Here is a 24,266-nt window from a genome sequence, read left to right as displayed (position 1 = left end):
CCGTCCTCCCGCCGGTGAGCCACCGGCAGGAGACCCCGGAGCCCCCGTCACCGTGTGGTGACGGGGGCTCCGTCGTCATGAGGGGGGCATCGTGAGGGGCGGGGCGCCGTCGCCCCGGTGGCGCGGAACGCCGCGGACGGCGGGGAGCGGGAGCGCTCAGGCGCCGCCGGCGGCCGGGCGCCCGCCCCGCCGGGCCGGCACCGCCGCGTAGTACACGAGACCCAGCACCACCACGCCGGCGGCCGCGACGTACATGCCGCGGTAGCCCAGCGCCGGCACCAGCGCGCCCAGCAGGACCGGGCCCAGCGCGACCCCCACGTCCATGCTGAGGAAGAACGTCGAGGTGGCCAGGCCCACGCGGGTCAGGGGCGCCGAGCGCACCGCCGCCGCCTGGGCCGCGGAGAGCACCGCGCCGTACCCGACGCCCAGGACCGTGCCGGAGGCCAGCATCACCGCCGCCGAGTCCGCGGCGGCGAGCAGCAGCAGCGCGACCGCGAACAGCACCAGCGCCGGGTAGAGGACCGCGTTGTCCCCCCGCCGGTCCTGCAGCCGCCCCGCGAAGGGTCGGCTCACGAGGATCGTGGCGGCGTAGGCCAGGAAGTACGCCCCAGCGGGACCGACCAGGTCCTCCTGCACGGCGAAGGGGTTGATGAAGGACAGGATCGAGGCATAGCCGGTGCCCACGAAGAGCATGAGCGCGGCCACCGGCAGGGCCCGGGCCTCCACGAACTGCGACGGCGCGAAGGAGCGCAGGCCCCGGCGCTGCTCCGCGGACAGGGTCAGCTCGGGCACCCGCGTGACCACCCCCAGGAGCGCGCCGGCCGCGGCCACGCCCGTGCACGTCCAGAACAGGACGGGGTACCCCGCCGCGGTGGACAGGGTCAGGCCGACCAGGGGGCCGAGCGCCGCGGCCAGCGTGGTGGAGAGCATGAAGTACCCGGTGCCCTCGCCCCGGCGCCCCGGCGGGATCAGGGCCTGCACGGCGGCCGGCAGGACGGTGGTGGACATCCCGAAGGCCACGCCGTTGAGCACGCGGACCACCAGCAGGCCGGCGAACCCGGTGTCCAGCAGGTAGGCCGCCGAGCACAGCGTGAGCAGGACGAGGGCCGCGAGGAGCACCCGCCGGCGCCCCACGATCTCCATGTACTTGCCGGTGAGCAGCCGCGCCACCACGGCTCCCACGATGAACGTGCTGGTGGCCACCCCGGCGCTGGACTCGTCCGTCCCGAACCGCTCCATGGCGTAGAGGGCCATGACCGTCATCAAGAGGTAGAAGTTCATCGAGACCAGGAACTGGCCCGCCCACATCAGCACGAAGCCCTTCGTCCACACCCGCTGCGGTTGTTCTTCCGCCATCCGGCCTCACCTCCGCCGTTCATCCTCTCACTGCCCGCCCGCCGTCCCGTCCCGGGCCGCCCCGCCGGGGACGGGTACCATCGGAGGCAGTGCGTGCCGCCCCGGGCGGCGCCGCTTCCACGCGCCCCCCGTACGGGTGCGTGCCGTCTGCTGACCGAAGGAGCCCCCTCCCATGACCACCGCGCCGGATCCCACGCCAGAGTCCGCCCCCCTCACGATCACTGTCGACGGCGAGCAGCGCACGGTCGGGACCGGCACCACCGCCGCGGACCTGTACCGGGAGGACCGGTCCGTCGTCGTGGCCCACGTCAACGGGGTGCTCAGGGACCTCGCCACGGAGCTCGCCGACGGCGACGTCGTGGAGCGGGTGCTGGTCTCCGACCCGGAGGGCCTGGAGGTGCTGCGCCACTCCGCCGCCCACGTCATGGCCCAGGCCGTGCAGCAGCTGCACGAGGACGCGAAGCTCGGCATCGGCCCCTACATCACCGACGGCTTCTACTTCGACTTCGACGTCGAGCACCCCTTCACGCCCGAGGACCTCAAGGCCATCGAGAAGCGGATGCAGAAGATCGTCAACTCGACGCAGTCCTTCCGCCGCCGCGCGGTGAGCGAGGAGGAGGCCCGCGCCGAGATGGCCGGCGAGCCGTACAAGCTCGAGCTCATCGGCCTGTCCCAGGGCCCCGGCTCCGGCGGGGACGTCGACGCCGCCGCGGAGGGCGCCTCCGTGGAGGTCGGCGCCGGCGAGCTGACGATCTACGACAACGTGGACCGCAAGAGCGGGCAGACCGTCTGGAAGGACCTCTGCCGCGGCCCGCACCTGCCGGACACCAAGCTCATCAGCAACGGCTACGCCCTCATGCGCTCGGCCGCCGCGTACTGGCGGGGCTCCGAGAAGAACAAGCAGCTGCAGCGCATCTACGGCACCGCGTGGCCCTCCAAGGAGGAGCTCGTCGCCTACAAGGACCGCCTGGCCGAGGCGGAGCGGCGCGACCACCGCAAGCTGGGCGTGGAGCTGGACCTGTTCTCCTTCCCGGACGAGCTCGGCTCCGGCCTGCCCGTCTTCCACCCCAAGGGCGGGATCATCAAGCGGGAGATGGAGGACTACGTCCGCGACCGCCACGTCGCCGAGGGCTTCCAGTACGTGGGCACCCCGCACATCTCCAAGGACGGGCTGTTCCACACCTCCGGGCACCTGCCGTACTACGCGGACACCATGTTCCCGCCCCTGCACGTGGACGAGGAGCGGGACGAGGACGGCACCGTCACCAAGCCGGGCCAGGACTACCGGCTCAAGGCGATGAACTGCCCCATGCACAACCTCATCTACCGCTCCCGCGGCCGGTCCTACCGGGACCTGCCGCTGCGGCTGTTCGAGTTCGGCCACGTGTACCGGTACGAGAAGTCCGGCGTGGTCCACGGCCTCACCCGCGTCCGCGGGTTCGCCCAGGACGACTCCCACTCCTACGTCGCCCGGGAGGACGCCCCGGCGGAGATCCGCCACCTGCTGGACTTCATCCTGGGGCTGCTGCGGGACTTCGGCCTCAACGACTTCTACCTCGAGCTGTCCACCCGCGACCCGGAGTCGGACAAGTTCATCGGCTCCGACGAGGAGTGGGCGGAGGCCACCCGCGTCCTGGAGGAGGTCTGCACCGAGACCGGCCTGGACCTCGTGCCGGACCCGGGAGGGGCCGCCTACTACGGGCCGAAGGTCTCCGTGCAGGCCAAGGACGCGATCGGCCGCACCTGGCAGATGTCGACGATCCAGTACGACTTCAACCAGCCGGAGCGCTTCGACCTCGAGTACCAGGCCGCCGACGGCACCCGGCAGCGCCCGGTGATGATCCACTCCGCCAAGTTCGGCTCGATCGAGCGGTTCATGGGCGTGCTCGTGGAGCACTACGCGGGGGCGTTCCCGGCGTGGCTGGCGCCCGTGCAGGTCGTGGCCATCCCCGTGGCCGAGGCGTTCAACGACTACCTGCAGGGCGTCGTGGAGACCCTGCGGGCCCGCGGAGTGCGCGTGGAGCTGGACGCGGGCTCCGACCGGTTCCCCAAGAAGATCCGCACCGCCTCCAAGGAGAAGGTCCCGTTCGTGCTCATCGCCGGCGGGGAGGACGCCGAGGCCGGCGCGGTCTCCTTCCGCTTCCGCGACGGCTCGCAGGACAACGGCATCCTCGTGGGCGAGGCCGTGGAGCGGATCGTGGCGCACGTCCAGCGGCGCGTCAACGAGGACCCGACGGCGGCCGTCCACGACAGCTCCGAGGAGACGGCGGGGGTCGGGCAGTGACCGGCGGGGCGTCCGCGGCCGGGCCCCCGCACCACTGGATCCGCCAGGACGAGTTCGAGATCCCCGGGGTCCCCGACAGCTTCCAGCGGCTGTGGACCCCGCACCGGCTGGCCTACGTGCGCGGCGAGGACCCCTCGGTGCACGCGGACCCGGGCTGCCCGTTCTGCAACGGGCCCCGCCGCGCGGACGAGGAGTCCCTGATCGTCCACCGCGGCGAGCACTGCTTCGTGATCCTCAACCTGTTCCCGTACAACCCCGGGCACCTGCTGGTGTGCCCGTACCGACACGTGGCGGACCTGACGGAGCTCGACGACGACGAGGCGCGGGAGCTCACGGCGCTGACCTGCACCGCCATCGAGACGATCCGCCGGGTCGCCTCCCCGCACGCGTTCAACGTGGGGCTCAACCTGGGCGCCGCGGCGGGCGGGTCCCTCTCGGAGCACCTGCACCAGCACGTGGTGCCGCGGTGGAGCGGGGACGCGAACTTCATGCCGGTGCTCGCCGGGACCAAGGCGATCATGCAGACGCTGGGGGACACCCGCCAGGACATCGCCGAGGCCTGGCCGGGAGCCTGACACCAGGGCCCGGCCGCGCTCCGCGGCGTGGCGCCGTCCCGCCCGGTCGTTCCCGGGCGGGACGGCGCCGTGCTCGCGGGCCCCGTGCCGCTCAGGCGCGGACGGCCGACTCCGCGGCGGGGGCGCCCCGGCGCCGGTGCACGAACTCCTCCCGGGGCAGCAGCCCGCGCCGCTCCAGGAGGGCGCGCAGGTGCGGGCGGCGGCCCACCAGCGCCTCGAACATCTCCAGCGCCGCGGCCTCGTTGCCGCGGGAGAGGACCTCCTCCTGGAAGCGCCGGCCGTTCTCCCGGGTGAGCCCGCCCCGGGCGGTGAACCACTGGACGGTGTCCGCGTCGAGGATCTCCGCCCAGACGTAGGTGTAGTAGCCGGCGGAGTAGCCGCCGGCGAAGATGTGCTTGAAGTAGCCGGTCCGGTAGCGCGGGGGGATCCCGTGCACGTCCACGCCGGCCCGCGCGAGCGCGTCGTCCTCCACGGTGCACGGGTCCGGCAGCTCGGCGGGGTCCGTGATCCCGTGCCAGGCGAGGTCCAGGTAGGTGGAGGCCAGGTACTCCACGGTCCGGTAGCCCTGCCCGTGCGCGGACGCCTCCCGCAGGGCCCGGAGGGTCTGCGCCGGGAGGGGCTCCCCGGTGGCGTGGTGGCGGGCGTAGTGCGGGGCGACGTCGGGGTGCAGCACCCACATCTCGTGCACCTGGGAGGGGTACTCGATGAAGTCCCGCGGGACCTTGGTGCCCGAGAACGAGGGCAGGTGCACGTCCGAGAGCAGCCCGTGCAGGGCGTGGCCGAACTCGTGGAAGACGGTCACCACCTCGTCGAGGGTCAGCAGCTTGGGCTGCCCGGCCGGCGGGCGCGTGAAGTTCGCGTTGTTGACGACGACGGGCCGCTGCCCGGCCAGCCGGTTCTGGTGGACGAGGGAGCTCATCCAGGCCCCGCCCTGCTTGGTGGGCCGGGTGAACCAGTCGCCGAGGAACAGGCCCACCCCGCGGCCGGCCTCGTCCGTGACCTCCCAGACCCGCACCTCCGGGAGGTAGCCGTGCAGGTCCGGGCGCTCGGTGAAGACCAGCCCGTAGAGCTCCCGGGCGGTGCGGAAGATCCCGTGCTCCAGGACCGACTCCAGCTCGAAGTACTCCCGCAGCGCCGAGGAGTCCACGGCGAAGCGCTCCCGGCGCAGCCGCTCCGCCCAGAAGGGCCAGTCCCAGGCCTCGAGGCGGTGGCCCGCCAGCTCCTCCAGCTCGGCGCGCTCCTCGAGGGCGTTGCGCACGGCGGGCTCGGTGATCCGGGCGAGCATCTCGTGCACCGCCTCCGGGGAGGGGGCGGTGCTGGCCTGCATCACGTAGTCGGCGTGGCTCACGCAGCCGAGCAGCCCGGCCTGCTCGGCCCGCAGCTGCGCGATCCGCGCGGCCACGGGCAGGAGGTCGATGCCGCTCTGGGAGCCCTCGCCGCCGTGCTCGCCCGTGCCGCGGTTCACGGCGGCCAGGTGGATCCGCCGGCGCAGCGCCCGGTCGGTCAGCACGGACAGCGCCGGCTGGACGGTGAACAGGGACGGGGTGAGCAGCCACCTGCCGGGGTGGCCGTTCTCGGCGGCGGCGACGGCGGCGGCCTCGACGTCGGCCTCGGCCATCCCGTCCAGCTCCGCACGGTCCTCCACCAGCACGGCGGAGGAGTGCACCTCCTGGATGAGGTCGTTGCCGAACCGGATGCTCAGCGCGGAGAGCTCGTCGTTGATGGCCCGCAGCCGGGCCTGCTCGTCGAGGGTGAGCTCGACGCCGGAGCGCTCGAACCAGGACAGGTACTCGTCCAGCACCCGCAGCTGCCAGGGCTCCAGATCCGTGCGGTCCACCCGCCGCACCCGGTGGTAGAGCTCCTTGTTGAGCGTGAAGTCCGCCCTGTGCTCCGAGAGCCGGGGCGCGAGCTCCTGGTAGATGCGGTGGATGCCGGGGGTGTTGTGCGCCGCGGTGAGGGCGAAGAACACCGACTCGACCCGGTCCAGGGCCAGGCCCCCGCGCTCGAGGGCCTCGACCGTGTTCTGGAAGGTCGGCGGCGCCGGGTCGGCGAGGATCTGCCGCACGCACTCCAGGTCCTGCGCCATCGCGGCGTCGAAGGCCGGCAGGAAGTGCTCCTCCCGGATGCCGCGGAAGTCGGGCAGCTCGTAGGGGAGGTCGCTGGGGCGCAGGAGAGGGTTCACCGGGATCAGCTTCTGTCGGGCTCGGGGCGGGTCGGGCGCGCGGATTTGCTCGGGACACAGTACCGCGCCCGTGTTGCGGGGAGGCTACGTCCCAGGCGGCACGCCCCGGGGCCGGCAGCTCCTGGCCCGGGACGCGCCTCCGCCCCGGGCCCCCTCCCGGCGGAGGCCCGGATGAAGTTCAGGGGTGGAGGCCCAGGGTCGGCCGGGTCACTCGGTGAGCGACCAGAACCGCCTGTCCCGGTCCCACTGGACCGCGCCCTTGTGCGCCCGGCGGAAGCTCTTCAGGACGTCCTTGTGGATCGCCGTGTGGCCCCGCTCGTTCTCGTGCACCCACTCCGGGCCGAACTGCTCCCGGATCTCCGCCACGGCCTCCTCCTGGGAGACCCGGGCCCGGGTCCTGATCTGGCCGATCAGCCAGTCTGCGATCTCTTCTGCTGTAGTCATGGGCTCACCCTATGGGCAGCCCGGCCCCGCGACCACGCCGCGCCCCCGGCCGGGGGAGCGCCGGCACCGGGCGCACGCGCGCACGCCCTAGGATGGAGCGCATGTCCAGACCCCACGTGCGCCTGCTCGGCCAAGGCATCCGGTACCTGACGAAACTGCGCGGCGGAGGCTCCGCGTTCCCCGGCCTCGTCATGGAGCGGCTGCACCCCGGCTTCGTGGCGGAGGAGCTCGCGAAGCTCCCGCACGGGGTCGTGGTGATCAGCGGCACCAACGGCAAGACCACCACCACCAAGATGGCCGTCCAGCTGCTGCGCGCCCAGGGCTACAAGGTGTTCACCAACCGCACCGGCTCCAACTTCGTCCGCGGCGTGGCCGCGGCGCTGCTGGGGGAAATGAGCCTCACGGGCCGCCTCGACGCGGACATCGCCGTGCTGGAGCTCGACGAGGCGCACGCCGTGCACTTCGTGAAGCAGGTGAAGCCGCGCTACGCGCTGCTGCTCAACGTCATGCGCGACCAGCTCGACCGGTTCGGCGAGATCGACACGACCCGCCGGATGCTCGCCCAGGTCGCCGCGGCCACCACGGGCACCGTGGTCCTGAACCGCGAGGACCCCCGCATCGCCTCCCTGGCCGAGCACGTCCCCGAGGGCACCGGCGTGCGCTGGTTCGGCCTCGCGCCCGCCCTGCGGCCCATGTTCCCCTCCGACGACGACATGCGCTCCGCCGGCGGCCCCGACGCCGAGGAGGACCACGAGCAGGAGCTCGCCCCCCGCCCTCCCGCCGCGGTGGAGCTGACCTCCTTCGAGGCGAACCGGGTGCGCCTCACCGTGGACGGCGAGCCCCTCGACGCCACCGTGGAGCTCTACGGCGTCTACAACATCTACAACGCCGCGGCGGCACTGGCGCTCGCGCTCGCGGTGGCCGGCCCGGACGCCGACCGCACCGCGCTGCTCGACGAGCTCTCCCGCGTCACCCCGGCGTTCGGCCGCGGCGAGACCATCGAGGTGGGCGGGCGGCCCCTGCAGCTGCTGCTCGTGAAGAACCCCGCCGGGTTCCGCCTCTCCCTGGCCTCGGCCCGGCCCGGGGACTACGCCACGATGATCACCATCAACGACGAGTACGCCGACGGCCGCGACGTCTCCTGGCTGTGGGACGTCGACTTCCACTCCCTGCGCGAGGGCGGCGTGGACGTGGTCTCCGGCACCCGCGCCTGGGACATGGCGCTGCGCCTGGACTACGACGAGGTGGCCGTCCGGGAGGTCGTCCCGGGCCTCGGCGACGCCCTGCGCCGGTTCGTCGCCGGGGCCGGGGACCGGCCCATGCGCGTCTTCTGCACCTACACGTCCATGCTCGAGCTGCGCCGGGAGCTGTCCCGGGTGGCCGAGGTCGCCGAGATCTGAGAGCCGACCGAATGACTTCCTCCACGCCCACCCCCCGGACCGAGCGCACCGTGCACCTCGTCCAGCTCTACCCGCGGGACATGAACATCTACGGGGACTGGGGCAACACCCTCACCCTCAAGCGCCGGCTCGAGCGGTACGGCTACGCCGTGCGGCTCACCGACCACGACCCCGGGGACCGGTTCCCCGCCGACGCCGACCTGCTCGTGGGCGGCGGCGGCCAGGACTCCGGGCAGTTCCGGGTCCAGGAGGACCTGCAGCGGATCGCCCCCGAGCTGCGCGCCATGGCCGCCGACGGCGTGCCGATGCTCGCGATCTGCGGGCTCTACCAGCTGTTCGGCCACGAGTTCCGCACCGGGGCGGGGGAGACCCTGCCCGGGATCGGGCTGCTGGACCTCACCACCGTGGGCGGGCCCACGCGCCTGATCGGCAACATCGTGCTCGAGTCCCCGGAGTTCGGGACGGTCGTGGGCTACGAGAACCACTCCGGGATCACCCGCCTGGGCCCGGGCCAGGCCCCGCTGGGGCGGGTCGTCAAGGGCGCCGGCAACAACGGCGAGGACGGCACCGAGGGGGCGCGGCTGCACAACGTCGTGGGCTCCTACCTGCACGGGTCGATGCTGCCGAAGAACCCCGCGGTGGCCGACCACCTGATCCGCGCGGCCGTGGAGCGCCGGTGCGGGGGCTTCGACGCGGAGCCCCTCGACGACACCTTCGCCGAGCGCGCGCGGGAGGTCGCGCAGGCCCGGCCCCGCTGAGCGCAGGCCCCGGGCGCGACCGCACCCGGTAGAATGGACCAGGACTTTTCCGGCCCGTCCCGCCATCCCGCCGGGACGGGCCGTGTCGGACCGACGACCGGGACCCTCCGGGACGTCCCGCTGATTCCGAGGAGGAACGCATGTCAGGGCACTCCAAGTGGGCCACGACCAAGCACAAGAAGGCCGCGATCGACGCCAAGCGCGCCAAGGCCTTCGCCAAGTACATCAAGGGCATCGAGGTGGCGGCCCGCATGGGCGGGGCCGACACCGCCGGCAACCCCGCCCTGGACCTCGCCGTCTCCAAGGCCAAGAAGAACTCCGTCCCGGTGGCCAACATCGACCGCGCGATCAAGCGCGGCGCAGGCCTGACCGGTGAGGTCGTGGACTACACCGAGATCCTCTACGAGGCGCGGGGCCCGCAGGGCACGGCCCTCTACATCGAGTGCCTCACCGACAACAAGAACCGCGCCGCCTCCGAGGTGCGCGTGGCGGTGACCCGCAACGGCGGCACCATGGCCGACTCCGGCTCCGTGGCCTTCCTCTTCGAGCGCAAGGGCGTCGTCGAGGTCGCCAAGAAGGACGGGCTCGCCGAGGACGACGTGCTCATGGCCGTCCTGGACGCCGGGGCCGAGGAGGTCGTGGAGCTGGAGGACGAGTTCGAGGTCGTCTCCGAGGCCACCGACCTCCCGGCCGTCCGCACGGCCCTGGACGAGGCGGGGCTCGAGTACAACAACGACGACCCGCAGTTCCGGCCCACCATGAAGGTGGAGCTGGACGCCGAGGGCGCCCGCAAGTTCCTGCGGCTCGTCGACGCGGTGGAGGAGCTCGACGACGTGCAGAACGTCTACTCGAACGCCGAGATCCCCGCCGAGGTCATGGCCCAGCTCGAGACCGAGGACTGACCACGGCCTCCCAGCGGATCCTCGGGATCGACCCCGGGCTGACCCGGTGCGGGTTCGGCCTGATCGACATGGCCGCCAACCGGACCGCGTCCTTCGTGGACGTCGGGGTCGCCGGCACGGAGGCGGCCGACCCGCTGGACCGGCGCATCCTGCGGATCTGGGAGGCGGCCGAGCGGTGGATCGAGCGCTACGCCCCGGACGCCGTGGCGCTGGAGCGGGTGTTCGCCCAGGCCAACGTGAACACGGTCGTGGGCACGGCCCACGCCTCGGGCGCGGTGATCGCCGCCGCGGCCCGGCACGGGATCCCGGTGGCCTGGCACACCCCCTCCGAGGTGAAGGCCGCGGTCACCGGGGACGGCACGGCCGACAAGGCGTCCGTGGGCCGCATGGTCGTGCGGATCCTCCGCCTCGAGGAGGCCCCGAAGCCGGCCGACGCCGCCGACGCCCTGGCCATCGCGATCTGCCACGGCTGGCGCGGGGGCGGGACGGGCATGGACACCACCGCCCGCACCGAGACCCACCAGGGCGCCCGGCCGGTGGCCCACCGGCGCCGCGCCATGACCCCCGCCCAGCAGGCCTGGGCCGAGGCGGAGGCCCGGGCCCGCCGGGGCGGCCGCCGCTGACCGGGCCGGGGCCGATCGGGCCGCGGAGGCCGTGGTGGTCGCGTCGGGGCGCACTGCTAGAGTGGCCGCGACAGCGTATTCGTAGGTGTGTTCGACTCGGCGCGGCCGGGCCGGAGCACGGGGAAGGAGCCGCGCGGTGATCGCGTCCATCACGGGACAGGTCGAGCACGTCGGCCTCACCACCGCCGTCGTGTCGGTGGGCGGCTTCGGCGTCCAGGTGCACGCCACGGCCGAGACGCTCTCGGGGCTGCGCACCGGGGCGGAGGTGCGGCTGGACACCGCCTACGTGGCGCGCAAGGACGAGGCGCCCCTGCTCTTCGGCTTCCGCGGGGCGGCCGAGCGGGAGGTCTTCGAGATCATGCTCGGCGTCAGCGGCGTCGGCCCCCGCACCGCGCTGGCCGTGCTCTCGGTGCTCGGCCCCGACGACGTCCACCGCGCCATCGCGCAGGGCGACGCCAAGGCGTTCACCCGGGTCCCCGGCATCGGCCCCAAGGGCGCGCGGCGGATCGTCCTGGAGCTCGCCGACAAGCTCATCGTCCCCGAGCGGCCCGCCGCGCCGGCCGCCGCCCCCGTCGAGCCCTGGCGGGCGCAGCTGCTGGAGGCCCTCGTGGGCCTGGGCTGGAACGAGAAGGACGCGGCCCGCGGGATCGCCGACGCCCTCGCCGACCGCGACGACCTCGTGGCCTCCGGCGACGTCCCGGTCCTGCTCCGCACCGTCCTCGCGTGGCTGGGCGCCGCGAAGGCCGGCACCCGCAGCGCCGCCGAGCGGGGGGCGTGACCGTGGCCCGCGAGGACGGCGCCGCCGTCAACTCCCGGGACCGGATCGTCTCCGCGGACAACGAGCCCGACGAGAAGCAGCTGGAGGCCGCCCTGCGGCCGGCCAACCTCGACGAGTTCGTGGGCCAGAAGCGGGTCCGCCAGCAGCTCTCGCTGGTCCTGGAGGCGTCCCGGCTGCGCGGGCGCTCCGCCGACCACGTCCTGCTCTCCGGCCCGCCGGGCCTGGGCAAGACCACCCTCGCCATGATCATCGCGGAGGAGATGGGCGCGCCCCTGCGCATCTCCTCCGGCCCGGCCATCCAGCACGCCGGCGACCTCGCCGCGATCCTCTCCTCCCTCACCGAGGGGGAGGTGCTCTTCCTCGACGAGATCCACCGCATGTCCCGGCCCGCCGAGGAGATGCTCTACATGGCCATGGAGGACTTCCGGGTCGACATCGTCGTCGGCAAGGGCGCCGGCGCCACGTCCATCCCGCTCGACCTCCCGCCCTTCACCCTCGTGGGGGCCACCACCCGCGCCGGGCTGCTGCCGGGGCCGCTGCGCGACCGCTTCGGCTTCACCGGCCACCTCGAGTTCTACTCCGTGGACGAGCTGGAGCTCGTGCTGCGCCGCTCCGCCGGTCTCATGGACCTCGCGATGACCGCCGAGGGCTTCACCGAGGTCGCCTCCCGCTCCCGGGGGACCCCGCGCATCGCCAACCGGCTGCTGCGCCGGGTCCGGGACTGGGCGCTCGTGCACGGCGTCGACCGGATCGACGCCCGGACCTCGTCCACCGCCCTGGACATGTACGAGGTGGACGCCCGGGGCCTCGACCGGCTCGACCGCTCCGTGCTCGAGGCGCTCGTCGCCAAGTTCGGCGGCGGGCCCGTGGGCCTGTCCACCCTGGCGATCGCCGTGGGGGAGGAGACCGAGACCGTCGAGACCGTCGCCGAGCCCTACCTGGTGCGGGAGGGCCTGCTGGGCCGCACCCCGCGCGGGCGGATCGCCATGGCCGCCGCCTGGGAGCACCTGGGCCTCGTCCCGCCGGAGCACGCCGCCTTCCGCGACCCCGGCCTGCGCGCCGCCTTCGGCGGGGTCCCCCCGGTCGCAGCCGTGGCCGACGAGGCCGCGGACGCGCTACCCCTGTTCGAGGACTGACCCCCCCCCGGCACCGCGGCGGCCGGGACCGCGGTCCCGTCACGGACGGCGGCCTCCAGGGGGCTCCGGGTTCCATCCCCTACCATGGGACCCGACACCCGCAACCGACCGAACGGAAGTCCGTGAGCCAGCTCGTCCTCGCCCAGTCCCTCGCCGCCCAGGCCGCCCAGCCGACGGGAGGCGGCACCGCCTGGCTGCTCCCGCTCATGCTGGTGGCCATGGTGCTGCTCCTCTGGCTGCCCATGCGCCGCCAGAAGAAGGCCATGGCGCAGATGAAGGAGAAGCAGTCGACCATGATGCCGGGCACGGACGTCATGACGAACTTCGGCCTCTACGGCACCGTGCGGGCCATCGACCGGGACGCCAACAAGGCCGACCTGGAGATCGCCCCCGGCACCGTCGTCACGGTGCACCTGCAGACGCTCACCACCGTCGTGGAGGAGCAGGCCCCGGCCGAGCAGTCCGCCGCGGCCGCCCCGGAGGCCCGCACGGAGAGCCGCGCGGAGACCCGCACCGACACCCGCTCGGACGCCGCCGACGAGCTCCCCGGCTCCACGGCCGCGGAGCACCGGGACGACGAGGCCCCGCGCGAACCCGGACAGCGCAACGACTGACCCCCCTCGGGACCACGGGCCGACCTCTGGTCGGCCCGTTCCCATGAGCAGGCCCGGGACACCGGGCCGCTGCGCGTAAGGAAGACCATGGCACTGACCACACGCAAGACGTCCGGCGCCGCCGGACCCGAGGCCCCGGGCGGCTCCCGCGCGGCGCGCCCCTCCGGCGGATCGGGCGCCCCGGTGCGCTCGGGCGTCCTGGCGGCCCTGTCCGGGGCCCGCCGCTCCCTGATCGGGCTGCTCCTGCTGCTCGCGCTGCTGGCCGGGCTGCTGGCCTGGGGCGCCGGCACCGACCGCACCGGCTGGGGGCCGAAGCTGGCCCTCGACCTCGAGGGCGGCACCCAGATGATCCTGTCCCCCTCCCTCCAGGGCGAGGACGCGGGGCAGCAGATCACCTCGGAGCAGCTGAACCAGGCCGTCGAGATCATCCGCCAGCGCGTGGACGGCTCCGGCGTGGCCGAGGCGGAGATCGCCACCCAGTCCGGGAGCAACATCGTGGTCTCCATGCCCGGCGTGCCCTCGGCGCAGACCCGCGAGCTGATCCAGACGTCCGCGGAGATGAACTTCCGGCCCGTGCTCACCAGCGGCCCGGCCGCGGCGGTGCCCGAGGACCAGCGCACGCCGGAGGACGAACTGCCGGAGCCCACGGCCGAGCCCGCGGACTCCTCCGACCCCAACTGGATCACCCCGGAGCTCTACCAGGAGTTCGAGGCGACCGACTGCACGGTCCCGCTGCCCCCCGAGGAGCGCGAGGCGCAGCCGGCCGACGAGCCGGTCGTGGCGTGCGAGCCCGAGACCGGCACCAAGTACCTGGTGGGCCCGGTCGAGATCCAGGGCACCGGCATCGCCGACGCCTCCTACGGGACCGCGCAGAACTCCCAGGGCGCGTCCCTGAACCAGTTCGCCGTGAACATCCAGTTCGGCCCCGAGGCCACCGACCGCTTCCGCCAGCTCTCCGAGCGGCTCTACGGCATCGGCCAGTCCTCCCAGGGCGACCCCCGCAGCCAGTTCGCCATCCTGCTCGACGGCCAGGTGGTCTCCGCCCCGTCGATGAACGCCGTGATCGCCGACGGCCAGGCGCAGATCACCGGCAGCTTCACCGAGGACCAGGCCCGCTTCCTGGCCGAGCAGCTCAAGTACGGCGCCCTGCCGGTGAGCTTCTCGATCCAGTCGGAGCAGCAGATCTCCGCGACGCTGGGCTCCGACCAGCTGCGGATGGGCATCATCGCCGGCATCATCGGCCTGGTGCTGGTGTGCGTGTACTCGCTGTTCCAGTACCGCCTGCTCGGCCTCGTGACCATCAGCTCCCTCGTGGTCGCGGGCGTGCTCACCTGGCTCGCGATCACCCTGCTGGGCTGGTCCGCGAACTACCGCCTGTCCCTGGCCGGGGTCGCGGGCCTGATCGTGGCCATCGGCCAGACCGCCGACTCGTTCATCGTCTACTTCGAGCGCATCCGCGACGAGATCCGCAGCGGCCGCTCCGTCCCCGCCGCCGTGGACCACGGCTGGCGGCGCGCCCGCCAGACCGTGCTCGCGTCCAAGGCCGTGAACCTGCTGGCCGCCGCGGTGCTCTACTTCGTGGCCGTCGGCAACGTCCGCGGCTTCGCCTTCACCCTGGGCCTGACCGCCATCGCGGACCTGCTGGTCGTCTTCCTGTTCACCCACCCGGTCATGGTCCTGCTCACCCGCACCCGCTACTTCGGCGGCGGCGGGAAGCACTCGGGGCTCAGCCCCGAGGCGCTCGACGCCGTGCCCCTCTACCGGGGCGCCGGGCGGCTGCGGGAGCCCGGCGCGGAACACGACGGGCTGACCATCGCCGAGCGCCGCCGGCGCGCCGCCCAGGCCGGCACCGAGGCCGGGACCCCGCCGGGCACCCCGGCCGACACCCCGGCCGGAGGCCCCGGCACCGCACCGGCCGGCGCCCCGGTGGGCGCGTCGCCGTCCACCGACCGCACCCCTGAGGAGAACGCCTGATGTCCCGGTTCGCTGATTTCGGCAACGCCCTGCACAGCGGGCGCACCTCCTACCCCTTCGTGGCGAAGGCGAAGCTCTGGCTCACGATCGCCGCCGTGCTCGTGGTCCTCTCCGCGCTCGTGCCCGTGGCCAAGGGCGGGTTCAACCTCGGCATCGACTTCACGGGCGGGTCCGAGTTCACGGTCTCCGCCGTGCCGGAGGCCGACGTCGCCACGGGGGAGCGCGCCGTGGCCGAGTCCTCGGACGCCGCGGAGGCCGAGGTCACCAACATCGCCCCCGAGACGATCCGGGTGCGCACCGAGCAGCTGGACGACGACGAGACCCTCGCCGTGAAGGAGGCGCTGGTGAGCGCCTACGGGGTCGGCGAGGACGACGTGACCTCGAACTTCGTGGGCCCCACCTGGGGCGCCGGCGTCACCAGCCAGGCCCTGTGGGGACTGGTGGTGTTCGTCGTGCTGGCCACCGCGCTCATGGCCCTGTACTTCCGCACGTGGAAGATGTCCGTCTCGGCGATCGCGGGCATGCTCGCGACCGTCGCGATCACCGCGGGCGTCTACTCGCTCGTGGGCTTCGAGGTCACCCCCTCGGCGGTCATCGGCTTCCTCACGGTGCTCAGCTACTCCCTCTACGACTCCGTGGTGGTCTTCGACAAGGTCCGCGAGAACACGGAGGGCCTGCTGGAGGGCACCGCGCCACCCGAGCGGGCCGGCCGGACGTTCTCCGACCAGGTGAACCTCGCGGTCAACCAGACCCTGGTGCGCTCGATCAACACGTCCGTGGTGGGCATCCTGCCCGTGGGCTCGATCCTGTTCATCGGCTGGCTGGTGCTCGGCGCCGGCACGCTCAAGGACCTGTCCCTGGCCCTGTTCGTGGGCATCATCGTGGGCACCGTGGCCACCCTGTTCGTGGCCTCGCCCCTCTACGCGCTGCTGCGCCGCTCCGAGTCCGCCGTCCGCGCGCTGGAGGCCCGCGTGGCCGCTCCCGGGGAGCGTGCCGCCGAGCCCGCCGCGGCGCACTAGAATGTAGTCCACACCGTGGGCGGGTCGCGCAGGAGCCCCGCCGCACAGCACACGTCAGCTCGACGCCCGGGGCGGCGGCCGCACGGCCGCCGCCCCGGGCGCATCTTCCCGGAAGGGAGCACCGGTCATGAGCTCGTCCGACGACGGCGCCGTCCCCGCAGGCCAGGGCACCGCACCGACCCCGCCGCGCCGGTCCGACATGGCCGGCACGCACTACGTCCTGCCCGCCTCCCGCCCGATTGTGGGACGGGCCGTGTTCCCCGGCCGCAGCGACCGCACCCGCTCGAGCCTGTCCTACCTCTCCGGCCGGCCGATGACCCACTCGCCGATCCTCGAGCCGCTGCTGCGCACCGTGCGCACCACCCACCCCGAGGAGGACCTCGAGGTCCTGGAGCGGGCCTTCAAGGTGGCGGAGAAGTGTCACGAGGGGCAGAAGCGCAAGAGCGGGGACCCCTACATCACCCACCCCGTGGCCGTGACCACGATCCTGGCGGAGCTCGGCATGACCGGCGCGACCCTCGTGGCCGCGCTGCTGCACGACACCGTCGAGGACACCGACTACACCCTCGAGCAGCTCCGCGCGGAGTTCGGGGAGGAGGTCGCAGCCCTCGTGGACGGCGTCACCAAGCTGGACAAGGTCCAGTACGGGGACGCGGCGCAGGCCGAGACGGTGCGCAAGATGATCGTGGCGATGGCCAAGGACATCCGGGTGCTCGTGATCAAGCTCGCCGACCGGCTGCACAACGCCCGCACCTGGCGCTTCGTCTCCGCGGAGTCCTCGGGGAAGAAGGCCCGCGAGACCCTCGAGATCTTCGCGCCGCTGGCCCACCGCCTGGGCATGAACACCATCAAGTGGGAGCTCGAGGACCTCGCGTTCGCCGCGCTGTACCCCAAGGTCTACGACGAGATCGTGCGGATGGTGGGGGAGCGCCAGCCCCAGCGCGAGCGGTCCCTCGCCAAGATCCGGGAGCGGATCGCCGAGGACCTCGGGGAGGCGGGGATCGAGGCGACCATCACGGGCCGGCCCAAGCACTACTACTCGATCTACCAGAAGATGATCGTGCGCGGGAAGGACTTCGACGAGATCCACGACCTGCAGGCGGTCCGGGTCCTGGTGAACACGGTGCGCGAGTGCTACGCCGCCCTGGGCGCGCTGCACGCGCGGTGGCGGCCCCTGCCGGGGCGGTTCAAGGACTACATCGCCATGCCGAAGTTCAACATGTACCAGTCCCTGCACACCACGGTGATCGGCCCGGACGGACGGCCGGTGGAGATCCAGATCCGCACCCACGAGATGCACCGCCGCGCCGAGTACGGCGTGGCCGCGCACTGGAAGTACAAGGACCAGGTCAACCAGGCGAACTCGGCCACCCCGAAGGCGCAGGAGGGGGACCTCAACTGGCTGCGCTCCCTCGTGTCCTGGCAGGAGGAGACGAAGGACTCCTCCGAGTTCCTCGACTCCCTGCGCTACCAGATCAACACCTCCGAGGTGTACGTGTTCACGCCCAAGGGCGAGGTCATGGCCCTGCCGGCGGGCTCCACCCCGGTGGACTTCGCCTACGCGGTGCACACCGAGGTGGGCCACAAGACGATCGGCGCCCGGGTCAACAGCAAGCTCGTGCCGCTGTCCTCGGAGCTCCAGCACGGGGACTGGGTGGAGGTGCTCACCTCCCGGTCCGAGCACGCCGGACCGTCCCAGGACTGGCTGAAGTTCGTGCGCTCCCCGCGGGCGCGCAACAAGATCCGCCAGTGGTTCTCCAAGGAGCGCCGGGAGGAGGCCATCGAGAAGGGCAAGGACGCGCTGACCCGGGCGCTGCGCAAGCACCACCTGCCGCTGCAGCGCACGCTCACCCAGGAGTCCCTGCTCGCCGTGGCCCAGGACTTCCACCGCTCGGACATCAGCTCCCTGTACGAGGCGATCGGCACGGACGTGGTCAGCGCCCAGGACGTCGTCGAGAAGCTCGTGGGCAACCTGGGCGGCGCCGACGGCGCGGAGGAGGACCTCGCCGAGTCCACCCTCGCCACGCAGCCGGTCCGCCCCCGGGTCTCCGACTCCGGCGTGGTCGTCAAGGGCGCCTCGGACGTCTACGTGAAGCTCGCCCGCTGCTGCACCCCGGTGCCGCCGGACGACATCATGGGGTTCGTCACCCGCGGCGCCGGGATCTCGGTGCACCGCAGGGACTGCGCCAACATGCTGGCGCTGACCTCCACGGAGCGGGTCGTGGAGGTGGAGTGGGCGCCCACCCAGTCCAGCGTCTTCCTCGTGGAGATCCAGGTGGAGGCCCTCGACCGGAAGTCGCTGCTCTCCGACGTCACCCGGGTGCTCTCCGAGAACCACGTGAACATCCTCTCCGCGTCCGTGCACACCTCGAAGTCGCGCCTGGCGATCTCCCGGTTCTCGTTCGAGATGGGCGACCCCCGCTACCTGGACCACGTGCTCAACCAGGTGCGCCGGATCGACGGGGTCTACGACGTCTACCGCACCTCCGGCCACCGCCCGATCTCGGAGCCCTCCGGGCGCTGAAGCACCGGGCGCTGCGCCGCCGGGTGCTGAACCGCCGGGGCGCTGAACCGCCGGGGCGCTGAACCGCCGGGGCGCCGAGCCGCTGAGGCACCGTGCCGTCCGGCCGGGACCCGCACCGTGGGCGCCCGCTCGCCTCAGTGCGCTGGTTCGCCCCAGCGCACCGGCCGGCCTCAGTGCGCCGGCTCGCCTCAGCGCACCGGCTCGCCTCAGCGCACCGGCTCGCCTCAGCGCACCGGCTCGCCTCAGCGCACCGGCCCGCGTCAGCGCACCGGCCGGCCGAGGGCCCGGGCGGCCCGGCGGACCCGCACCAGCGCCGCCTGGCGCCCGGGCATCCGCTCGAAGCTCTCCAGGGCGGCGTGCACCAGGTCCGGCGGGCAGTGCAGGTGGGGGGCGTGCATGAGCTTCTCCAGGGCCGCCGTGCCCTCGCGCCCCGGCACGTGCAGGGCCAGGTCCACCGCGGTGCGCAGCGGCGTGGTGACGCGCACCGGACCGGCGTCGTGCAGGTCGTAGGCGCCCAGCGTCACCTGGTGCAGGGTCAGCCCGTCCGGGACGGGGGACATGGTGGTGCGCCGCAGCTTGTCCAGCAGCACGGGCAGGGTCGCGGGGGCGCGGGCGCAGTCGTAGAACCACGCCGCGGAGAGCCGCCCCAGCGCCCCGCGGAGCAGCAGGTGCGGGGGCAGCTGCGCCACCAGGGCCGCGACCTTCACCGCCCGGGTCACCGGCCGGCCCCGCAGCACGTGGGCCTCCAGCACCACGGGCACCACCACGCCGTCCGCCACGAGCGCGGAAAGCTCGACCCGCGGGAACGGGCGGCCGGGCAGCAGGAGGGCGTCGGGGTGCCACGGGTCGTCGGGGAGCCACGGGGCGTCCATGGCCCCAGCCTGGCCCGGCGCCCCGGCCACGCGGAAGGCCCCGCGGCGGCGCTGTGGACAACGCGGCCGCGGGGCCTCCCGGGGGCTCGATGCAGGTGGCTCAGTGCAGGTCGGCGGCGGAGCGGCGCAGCGTCTCCAGCCACTGCCGGCTCGTGGCGAGCTCGCCCTCGAGCTTGGCGGCCCGCCTGGTGTCCCCGCCGGCCTGGGCCTTGGCCAGCGCGGCCTCCTGGTCCTCGATCTTCGCCTCGAGCTGGGCGAGCATCGAGTTGGACCGGGCCTTCGTCTCCGGGTTGGAGCGCTGCCACTTCTCGTCCTCGACCTTGCGCACGGCGTCCTCGACGGTGCGCAGCTCCGCCTCGACCCGGCGCATGTGGGCGCGGGGGACCTTGCCGGCCTGCTCCCAGCGGTCCAGGATGTCGCCGAGCGCGCGCTTGGCGGCCTTGAGGTCCGTGACCGGCAGCAGCGCCCTGGCTTCGGCCAGCAGCTGCTCCTTCACGGCGAGGTTGCCCTCGAACTCCTGGTCCAGCTGGTCGTTGGCGGCCTTGCGCGCCTCGAAGAACCGGTCCTGGGCGGCCCGGAACCGCGTCCACAGGGCGTCGTCGTCCTTCTTGGAGGCCCGCTTGGTCTGCTTCCAGCGGTCCATGAGCTGCCGGTACTCGCCGGCGGTCGCGCCCCAGTCCGTGGAGCCGGACAGGGCCTCCGCCTCGGCGATGAGCGCCTCCTTGGCCTTCTTCGCCTCGGCGTTGTCCGCGTCCAGCTGGGAGAAGAACGCGCGGCGGTGCTTGTCGAAGGTGGTGCGCGCGGTGCGGAAGCGCTTCCACAGGGCCTCCTCGGCGGACCGGCCCAGGCGCACGCCCGACTTCTGGTGCGCCTTCCACTGCTCGAACAGCTCGGCCATCCGCGCGGACGCCTGCTTCCACTGGGTCCGCTGGGGGTCCTGGGCGGCGATCTTCTCGGCCTCCGCCACGATCGCCTCCCGCGCGGCGACGTTCTGCGCGCGCTGGGCCTCGTGGGCGGCGCGCTCCGCGGCCTCCAGCTCCCGGATCGCCGGGCGCAGCGCCTCGAGCCGGGCCTCCAGGGCCTTGACGTCCCCCAGCATGTTGCGCTGGGCGACCTGCTCGACGAGGTGGTCGACCGTCTTGAGCATGTCCGACGACGGGGCGCCCGCGGCCACGCGCTGCTCGAGCAGCGCCACCTGGGCCTCCACGTCCTCGAACTTCCGGGCGAAGTAGCCCAGCGCCTCGTCCTCGGTGGCGTCCGGGAACTGCCCGCAGAGCACCTCCTCGCCGTCGACCACGACGTAGACGTGGCCGTCCTCGGTGACCCGGCCGAAGGGCCGGGCCCGCTCCAGGGTCTCCGGGGAGGCCAGGGCGGGGGCCGCCGCCGGGGCCGGCCCGGGGTTCGACGCGGGCGCGGGCGCAGGTGCCGCGGGCACCGCCGGTGTCGCGCTCGGGCCCGGGGCCGGTGCCGCCGGGGCGGCGGGCGCCGCCGGTGCGGCCGAGGCCTGCTGGGGAGGCGCCGGCACGGCCGGCTTCGGCGCGGGTCCCGGGGCGGGGACGGGGCGGGGTGTGGGCTGGTCGTCGGATTCGAGACGTTCGGTCACCGCTGAAACTACTTTCGCTCTCGCCGGGACCGCCGCCGGAGCGTGCGCCCGGTGATCGGCGTCCGGCATCGGACAATCGTCGTGCCCATACTACCGAGGGCGTCCAGGCCGGCCGCTTCCGGGCGGGTCCCTCCGGTCCCGGGCCCCGGTGCTTTGGGCCGGGCGGGCGTCGCTCTCTAGGATGAGGGGCGGACGCGCACGCCCCGGCCGCCGCACCGCACCGCCGCGCCGCCGTCCCCGCATCCTGTCGCCCGACCGCCGTCCCACCCGAGGAGCACGTCCCCATGGCCCGCAAGACCTCCCTGTCCGGTTTCCCCGAATGGCTTCCGGAGGAGCGTCTGGTCGAGCTGCACGTGCTCGACGTCCTGCGCGAGACCTTCGAGCTGCACGGCTTCTCCTCCATCGAGACCCGCGCGGTCGAGACCGTGGGGCACCTGCTGCGCAAGGGCGAGATCGACAAGGAGGTCTACGCCGTCTCCCGGCTCCAGGAGGACGAGGACGCAGGCTCCCCGAAGGGGGAGGACCAGCTGGCGCTGCACTTCGACCTCACCGTGCCCTTCGCCCGCTACGTGGTGGAGAACAGCGGCTACCTCACGTTCCCGTTCCGCCGCTACCAGATGCAGAAGGTGTGGCGCGGTGAGCGCCCCCAGGAGGGCCGCGCCCGCGAGTTCACCCAGGCGGACATCGACGTGGTCGGCGACGGCACGCTGCCCTTCCGCTACGACGTGGAGCTGGCGCTCGTGATGATCGACGCCCTGTCGAGGCTGCCCATCCCGCCGTTCACGCTGCGGATCAACAACCGCAAGCTCGCCGAGGGCTTCTACCGCGGGATCGGGCTCACCGACGCCGACGGGGTGCTGCGCAACATCGACAAGCTGGAGAAGATCGGCCCCGAGAAGGTCGCCGAGGCGCTGCGCGAGGAGCTCGGCGCCACCGCCGAGCAGGCCGCGGCCGCCCTCGAGCTGGCGTCCATCCGCACCGACGACACCTCCTTCGTGGAGCAGGTCCGCGCCCTGGGCGTCACCGACGAGCTGCTCGACGAGGGCCTGGCCGAGCTCGCCGAGGTGGTCGGCGAGGCCTCCCGGCGCGCCCCCGGCAAGGTCGTCGCAGACCTGTCGATCGCCCGCGGCCTCGACTACTACACCGGCACCGTCTACGAGACCGTCCTGGTGGGCCACGAGCACCTGGGCTCCATCTGCTCGGGCGGCCGCTACGAGTCGCTGGCGTCCACGGGCAAGAAGACGTACCCGGGCGTCGGGCTGTCCGTCGGCGTGACCCGGCTGGTCACCCGCATGCTCTCCCAGGGCATGGCCGTCCCGTCCCGCAAGGTCCCCACGTCCGTCCTGGTCTCCCTGGTCGACGAGGAGTCGTGGTCCCAGGCCCAGGACGTGGCCGGGCAGCTGCGCGCCCGCGGCGTCTCGTGCGAGGTCTCGGCGACGGCCGCCAAGTTCGGCAAGCAGATCAAGTACGCGGAGCGCCGCGGCATCCCGTTCGTGTGGTTCACCACCCGCGGCGAGGACGGCGCCCTGGCCCACGAGGTGAAGGACATCCGCTCCGGCGAGCAGGTCCCCGCCGACCCGGCCGCCTGGGCCCCGCCCGCCGAGGACCTGCGCCCGGTCGTCCGGGCCGTGGCGGCCGTCGGCGCCTGACTTCCGGCGCGCCGAGTCCCCTCCCACACGCGCCCTGCCACGGCGAGTCCCCTCCCACGCGGCAATCCCCCATGTCACTGCATGGGGGATTGCCGCGTTCAGGGGGACTCGGCGCAGGGCGGGGGCGGCAGCGGGGGTCAGGGTCAGTCGTGGCGGCGGGCCAGCACGAGCGCGCGGCCGGCCAGGCCCACCGCGAAGACCCCGAGCATCGTGAGCACCGACGGCCACGGCAGCGTGAACGCCAGCAGCAGGCACCCGGTCAGCCCCACCGCGTTGACAGCCCGCGGTGCCCACCCGGGACGCTGCGCCATGGTCAGCGCGGAGAGGTTGGCCAGCGCGTAGTAGACCAGCACGCCGAAGCTGGAGAACCCGATGACCGTGCGGACGTCGCCGAGCAGCACGAGCACCACCACGATCCCGGCCACGGCCAGCTCCGCCGCCCACGGCGACCGGCGCCGCGCGGAGACCGCGCCCAGCGCCGGGGGCAGGTCGCGCCGCCGCGCCATGGCCAGGACCGTCCGGGAGATCCCGGCGACCAGGGCCAGCAGCGCCCCGAGCGTGGCCAGCGCGGCGGCCACGGTGACCACGGCGGCGCCGGCGGTCGTGGCCCCCGCGAGCCAGCCGGCGCTCTCCACCGCCGCCAGCAGCGGGGCCGGGGACGCCGCGAGCCGGTCGACGCCGAGGAAGCGCAGCAGCCCCAGCCCGAGCAGGCCGTAGAGCAGCAGGGTGACCGCGAGCGCGCCCAGCACGGCCCGGGGGATGGTCCGCTCGGGGTCCCGGACCTCCTCGCCCATGGTGGCCACGCGGGCGTAGCCGGCGAACGCGAAGAAGAGGGTACCCGCCGCGGGCAGGACGCCCCACGCCGTGCCGTCCCAGGCCGCGCCGGCACCGGCGGCGGGCCCCTCGCCGGAGAGCAGGAGCACGGCCAGGCCCAGCAGCACGGCCAGGACCGGCAGGACCAGCAGCTGCGTGAGCCGGGCGGTGCGGCTGACCCCGCCCAGGTTGACGGCGGTCAGTCCCACCACGGCGGCGACGGCGAGCAGCCGCGCCCAGGCGTCGTCGGCCCCCGCGAGCTCGGCCGCGTAGAGGCCGAACGTCAGGGACATGGCGGCCGCAGAGGCCGTCTTGCCGGTCACGAACCCCCAGCCGGCCACGAACCCCGGCCACGGGCCGAGCCGCTCGTTGGCGTACACGTAGGTGCCGCCCGAGGCGGGGTAGCGGGCCGCGAGCTGGGCCGTGGAGGTGGCGTTGCACCACGCCACGACCGCGGCGAGCACCAGGGCCAGCGGCAGCCACGGGCCCGCGTGCGCGGCCGCGGGGGCGAACGCGACGAACACCCCGGCGCCGACCATCGAGCCCACGCCGATCAGGGCGGCGTCCAGGGTGCCCAGCCGCCGGGCGAGGCCGTGCGGGGCGGGGGAGGTGCTCATCGTGGTCCTGTCGTCCTGCCGCCGGAGGGGCGGGCTGTAAACTCGTGTCCGAACGAGAGTAGGGGCACCGGGCAAACCCCGGGTGAACACCGCGGGACACACCGCGCGCCGTGTCGTCCCCGTCCGAACCTCCCGAACAACGA

At 73.6% G+C, this 24,266-nt stretch carries 19 protein-coding genes; 13 read left to right on the top strand and 6 right to left on the bottom strand.

All coding sequences use genetic code 11. From position 1 onward, the window contains the following. Window positions 1–156: 156 nt before the first annotated feature. Window positions 157–1,356 (bottom strand): MFS transporter, encoded by a 1,200-nt coding sequence (locus tag IEW07_RS11600; RefSeq protein ID WP_188537378.1) that lies wholly within the window; start codon window positions 1,354–1,356, stop codon window positions 157–159. A 172-nt stretch (window positions 1,357–1,528) separates the two neighbouring features. On the opposite strand from IEW07_RS11600, the gene thrS reads away from it, so the two are divergent. Further along, the gene (gene thrS, locus IEW07_RS11595) at window positions 1,529–3,640 is read left to right on the top strand and encodes a threonine--tRNA ligase (RefSeq protein WP_188537376.1); all 2,112 of its coding nucleotides are present in this window, start codon (window positions 1,529–1,531) and stop codon (window positions 3,638–3,640) included. Further along, window positions 3,637–4,215: an HIT family protein gene (locus IEW07_RS11590; protein WP_188537374.1), complete on the top strand. Its 579-nt coding sequence runs from the start codon at window positions 3,637–3,639 to the stop codon at window positions 4,213–4,215. Before thrS ends, IEW07_RS11590 begins: the two co-directional genes overlap by 4 nt. A 91-nt stretch (window positions 4,216–4,306) precedes the next feature. Here IEW07_RS11590 and IEW07_RS11585 read toward each other — a convergent pair whose 3' ends face one another. Beyond that, complete coding sequence (locus tag IEW07_RS11585) at window positions 4,307–6,397, bottom strand: M3 family metallopeptidase (protein ID WP_188537372.1); 2,091 nt, start codon at window positions 6,395–6,397, stop codon at window positions 4,307–4,309. A 207-nt stretch (window positions 6,398–6,604) separates the two neighbouring features. Further along, entirely contained in the window at window positions 6,605–6,841 is a 237-nt protein-coding gene (locus IEW07_RS11580) for a DUF6953 family protein (RefSeq protein WP_188537370.1), read from the bottom strand. A 92-nt stretch (window positions 6,842–6,933) separates the two neighbouring features. Here IEW07_RS11580 and IEW07_RS11575 point away from each other — a divergent pair, with 92 nt between their 5' ends. From IEW07_RS11575 to IEW07_RS11530, 10 genes are all read left to right on the top strand, one after another. After that, the gene (locus IEW07_RS11575; protein WP_188537368.1) at window positions 6,934–8,241 is read left to right on the top strand and encodes a Mur ligase family protein; all 1,308 of its coding nucleotides are present in this window, start codon (window positions 6,934–6,936) and stop codon (window positions 8,239–8,241) included. 11 nt (window positions 8,242–8,252) lie between these two features. Then, on the top strand, window positions 8,253–8,999 hold the full coding sequence (locus IEW07_RS11570; RefSeq protein ID WP_188537367.1) for a type 1 glutamine amidotransferase: 747 nt from the start codon (window positions 8,253–8,255) through the stop codon (window positions 8,997–8,999). 140 nt (window positions 9,000–9,139) lie between these two features. Then, the gene (locus IEW07_RS11565) at window positions 9,140–9,901 is read left to right on the top strand and encodes a YebC/PmpR family DNA-binding transcriptional regulator (RefSeq protein WP_188537365.1); all 762 of its coding nucleotides are present in this window, start codon (window positions 9,140–9,142) and stop codon (window positions 9,899–9,901) included. Then, entirely contained in the window at window positions 9,898–10,524 is a 627-nt protein-coding gene (gene ruvC / locus IEW07_RS11560) for a crossover junction endodeoxyribonuclease RuvC (RefSeq protein WP_188537409.1), read from the top strand. The genes IEW07_RS11565 and ruvC overlap by 4 nt, the downstream gene beginning before the upstream one ends. A 136-nt stretch (window positions 10,525–10,660) precedes the next feature. Further along, window positions 10,661–11,302, top strand: coding sequence for a Holliday junction branch migration protein RuvA (gene ruvA / locus IEW07_RS11555; protein WP_188537363.1), 642 nt, complete (start codon window positions 10,661–10,663; stop codon window positions 11,300–11,302). Window positions 11,303–11,304: 2 nt separating this feature from the next. Continuing rightward, window positions 11,305–12,438: a Holliday junction branch migration DNA helicase RuvB gene (gene ruvB / locus IEW07_RS11550; protein WP_229741800.1), complete on the top strand. Its 1,134-nt coding sequence runs from the start codon at window positions 11,305–11,307 to the stop codon at window positions 12,436–12,438. A 122-nt stretch (window positions 12,439–12,560) separates the two neighbouring features. Further along, a complete protein-coding gene (locus IEW07_RS11545; protein WP_188537361.1) occupies window positions 12,561–13,052 on the top strand; it encodes a preprotein translocase subunit YajC in 492 nt (163 codons plus the stop codon). Window positions 13,053–13,139: 87 nt separating this feature from the next. Beyond that, window positions 13,140–15,026 (top strand): protein translocase subunit SecD, encoded by a 1,887-nt coding sequence (gene secD / locus IEW07_RS11540; RefSeq protein WP_188537359.1) that lies wholly within the window; start codon window positions 13,140–13,142, stop codon window positions 15,024–15,026. Next, entirely contained in the window at window positions 15,026–16,045 is a 1,020-nt protein-coding gene (gene secF / locus IEW07_RS11535) for a protein translocase subunit SecF (RefSeq protein WP_188537357.1), read from the top strand. The genes secD and secF overlap by 1 nt, the downstream gene beginning before the upstream one ends. A gap of 127 nt (window positions 16,046–16,172) precedes the next feature. Beyond that, window positions 16,173–18,569, top strand: a complete 2,397-nt coding sequence (locus IEW07_RS11530) for a RelA/SpoT family protein (RefSeq protein ID WP_188537355.1) — start codon at window positions 16,173–16,175, stop codon at window positions 18,567–18,569. Between the two features lie 260 nt (window positions 18,570–18,829). Here IEW07_RS11530 and IEW07_RS11525 read toward each other — a convergent pair whose 3' ends face one another. Both IEW07_RS11525 and IEW07_RS11520 read right to left on the bottom strand, forming a co-directional pair. Next, window positions 18,830–19,441: a type IV toxin-antitoxin system AbiEi family antitoxin gene (locus IEW07_RS11525; protein ID WP_188537353.1), complete on the bottom strand. Its 612-nt coding sequence runs from the start codon at window positions 19,439–19,441 to the stop codon at window positions 18,830–18,832. Between the two features lie 100 nt (window positions 19,442–19,541). Further along, window positions 19,542–21,113, bottom strand: coding sequence for a DUF349 domain-containing protein (locus tag IEW07_RS11520; RefSeq protein ID WP_188537352.1), 1,572 nt, complete (start codon window positions 21,111–21,113; stop codon window positions 19,542–19,544). 215 nt (window positions 21,114–21,328) lie between these two features. Here IEW07_RS11520 and hisS point away from each other — a divergent pair, with 215 nt between their 5' ends. Then, the gene (gene hisS, locus IEW07_RS11515; RefSeq protein WP_188537350.1) at window positions 21,329–22,693 is read left to right on the top strand and encodes a histidine--tRNA ligase; all 1,365 of its coding nucleotides are present in this window, start codon (window positions 21,329–21,331) and stop codon (window positions 22,691–22,693) included. A 143-nt stretch (window positions 22,694–22,836) separates the two neighbouring features. Here hisS and IEW07_RS11510 read toward each other — a convergent pair whose 3' ends face one another. Next, window positions 22,837–24,123 (bottom strand): APC family permease, encoded by a 1,287-nt coding sequence (locus tag IEW07_RS11510; protein WP_188537348.1) that lies wholly within the window; start codon window positions 24,121–24,123, stop codon window positions 22,837–22,839. Window positions 24,124–24,266 lie beyond the last annotated feature (143 nt).

The organism is Kocuria dechangensis (assembly GCF_014636775.1).
GTDB classification, from domain to species: Bacteria; Actinomycetota; Actinomycetes; order Actinomycetales; family Micrococcaceae; genus Kocuria; species Kocuria dechangensis.
The sequence above is the reverse complement of the archived record's forward strand: the minus strand, read 5'-3'. Positions and strand labels throughout refer to the sequence as shown.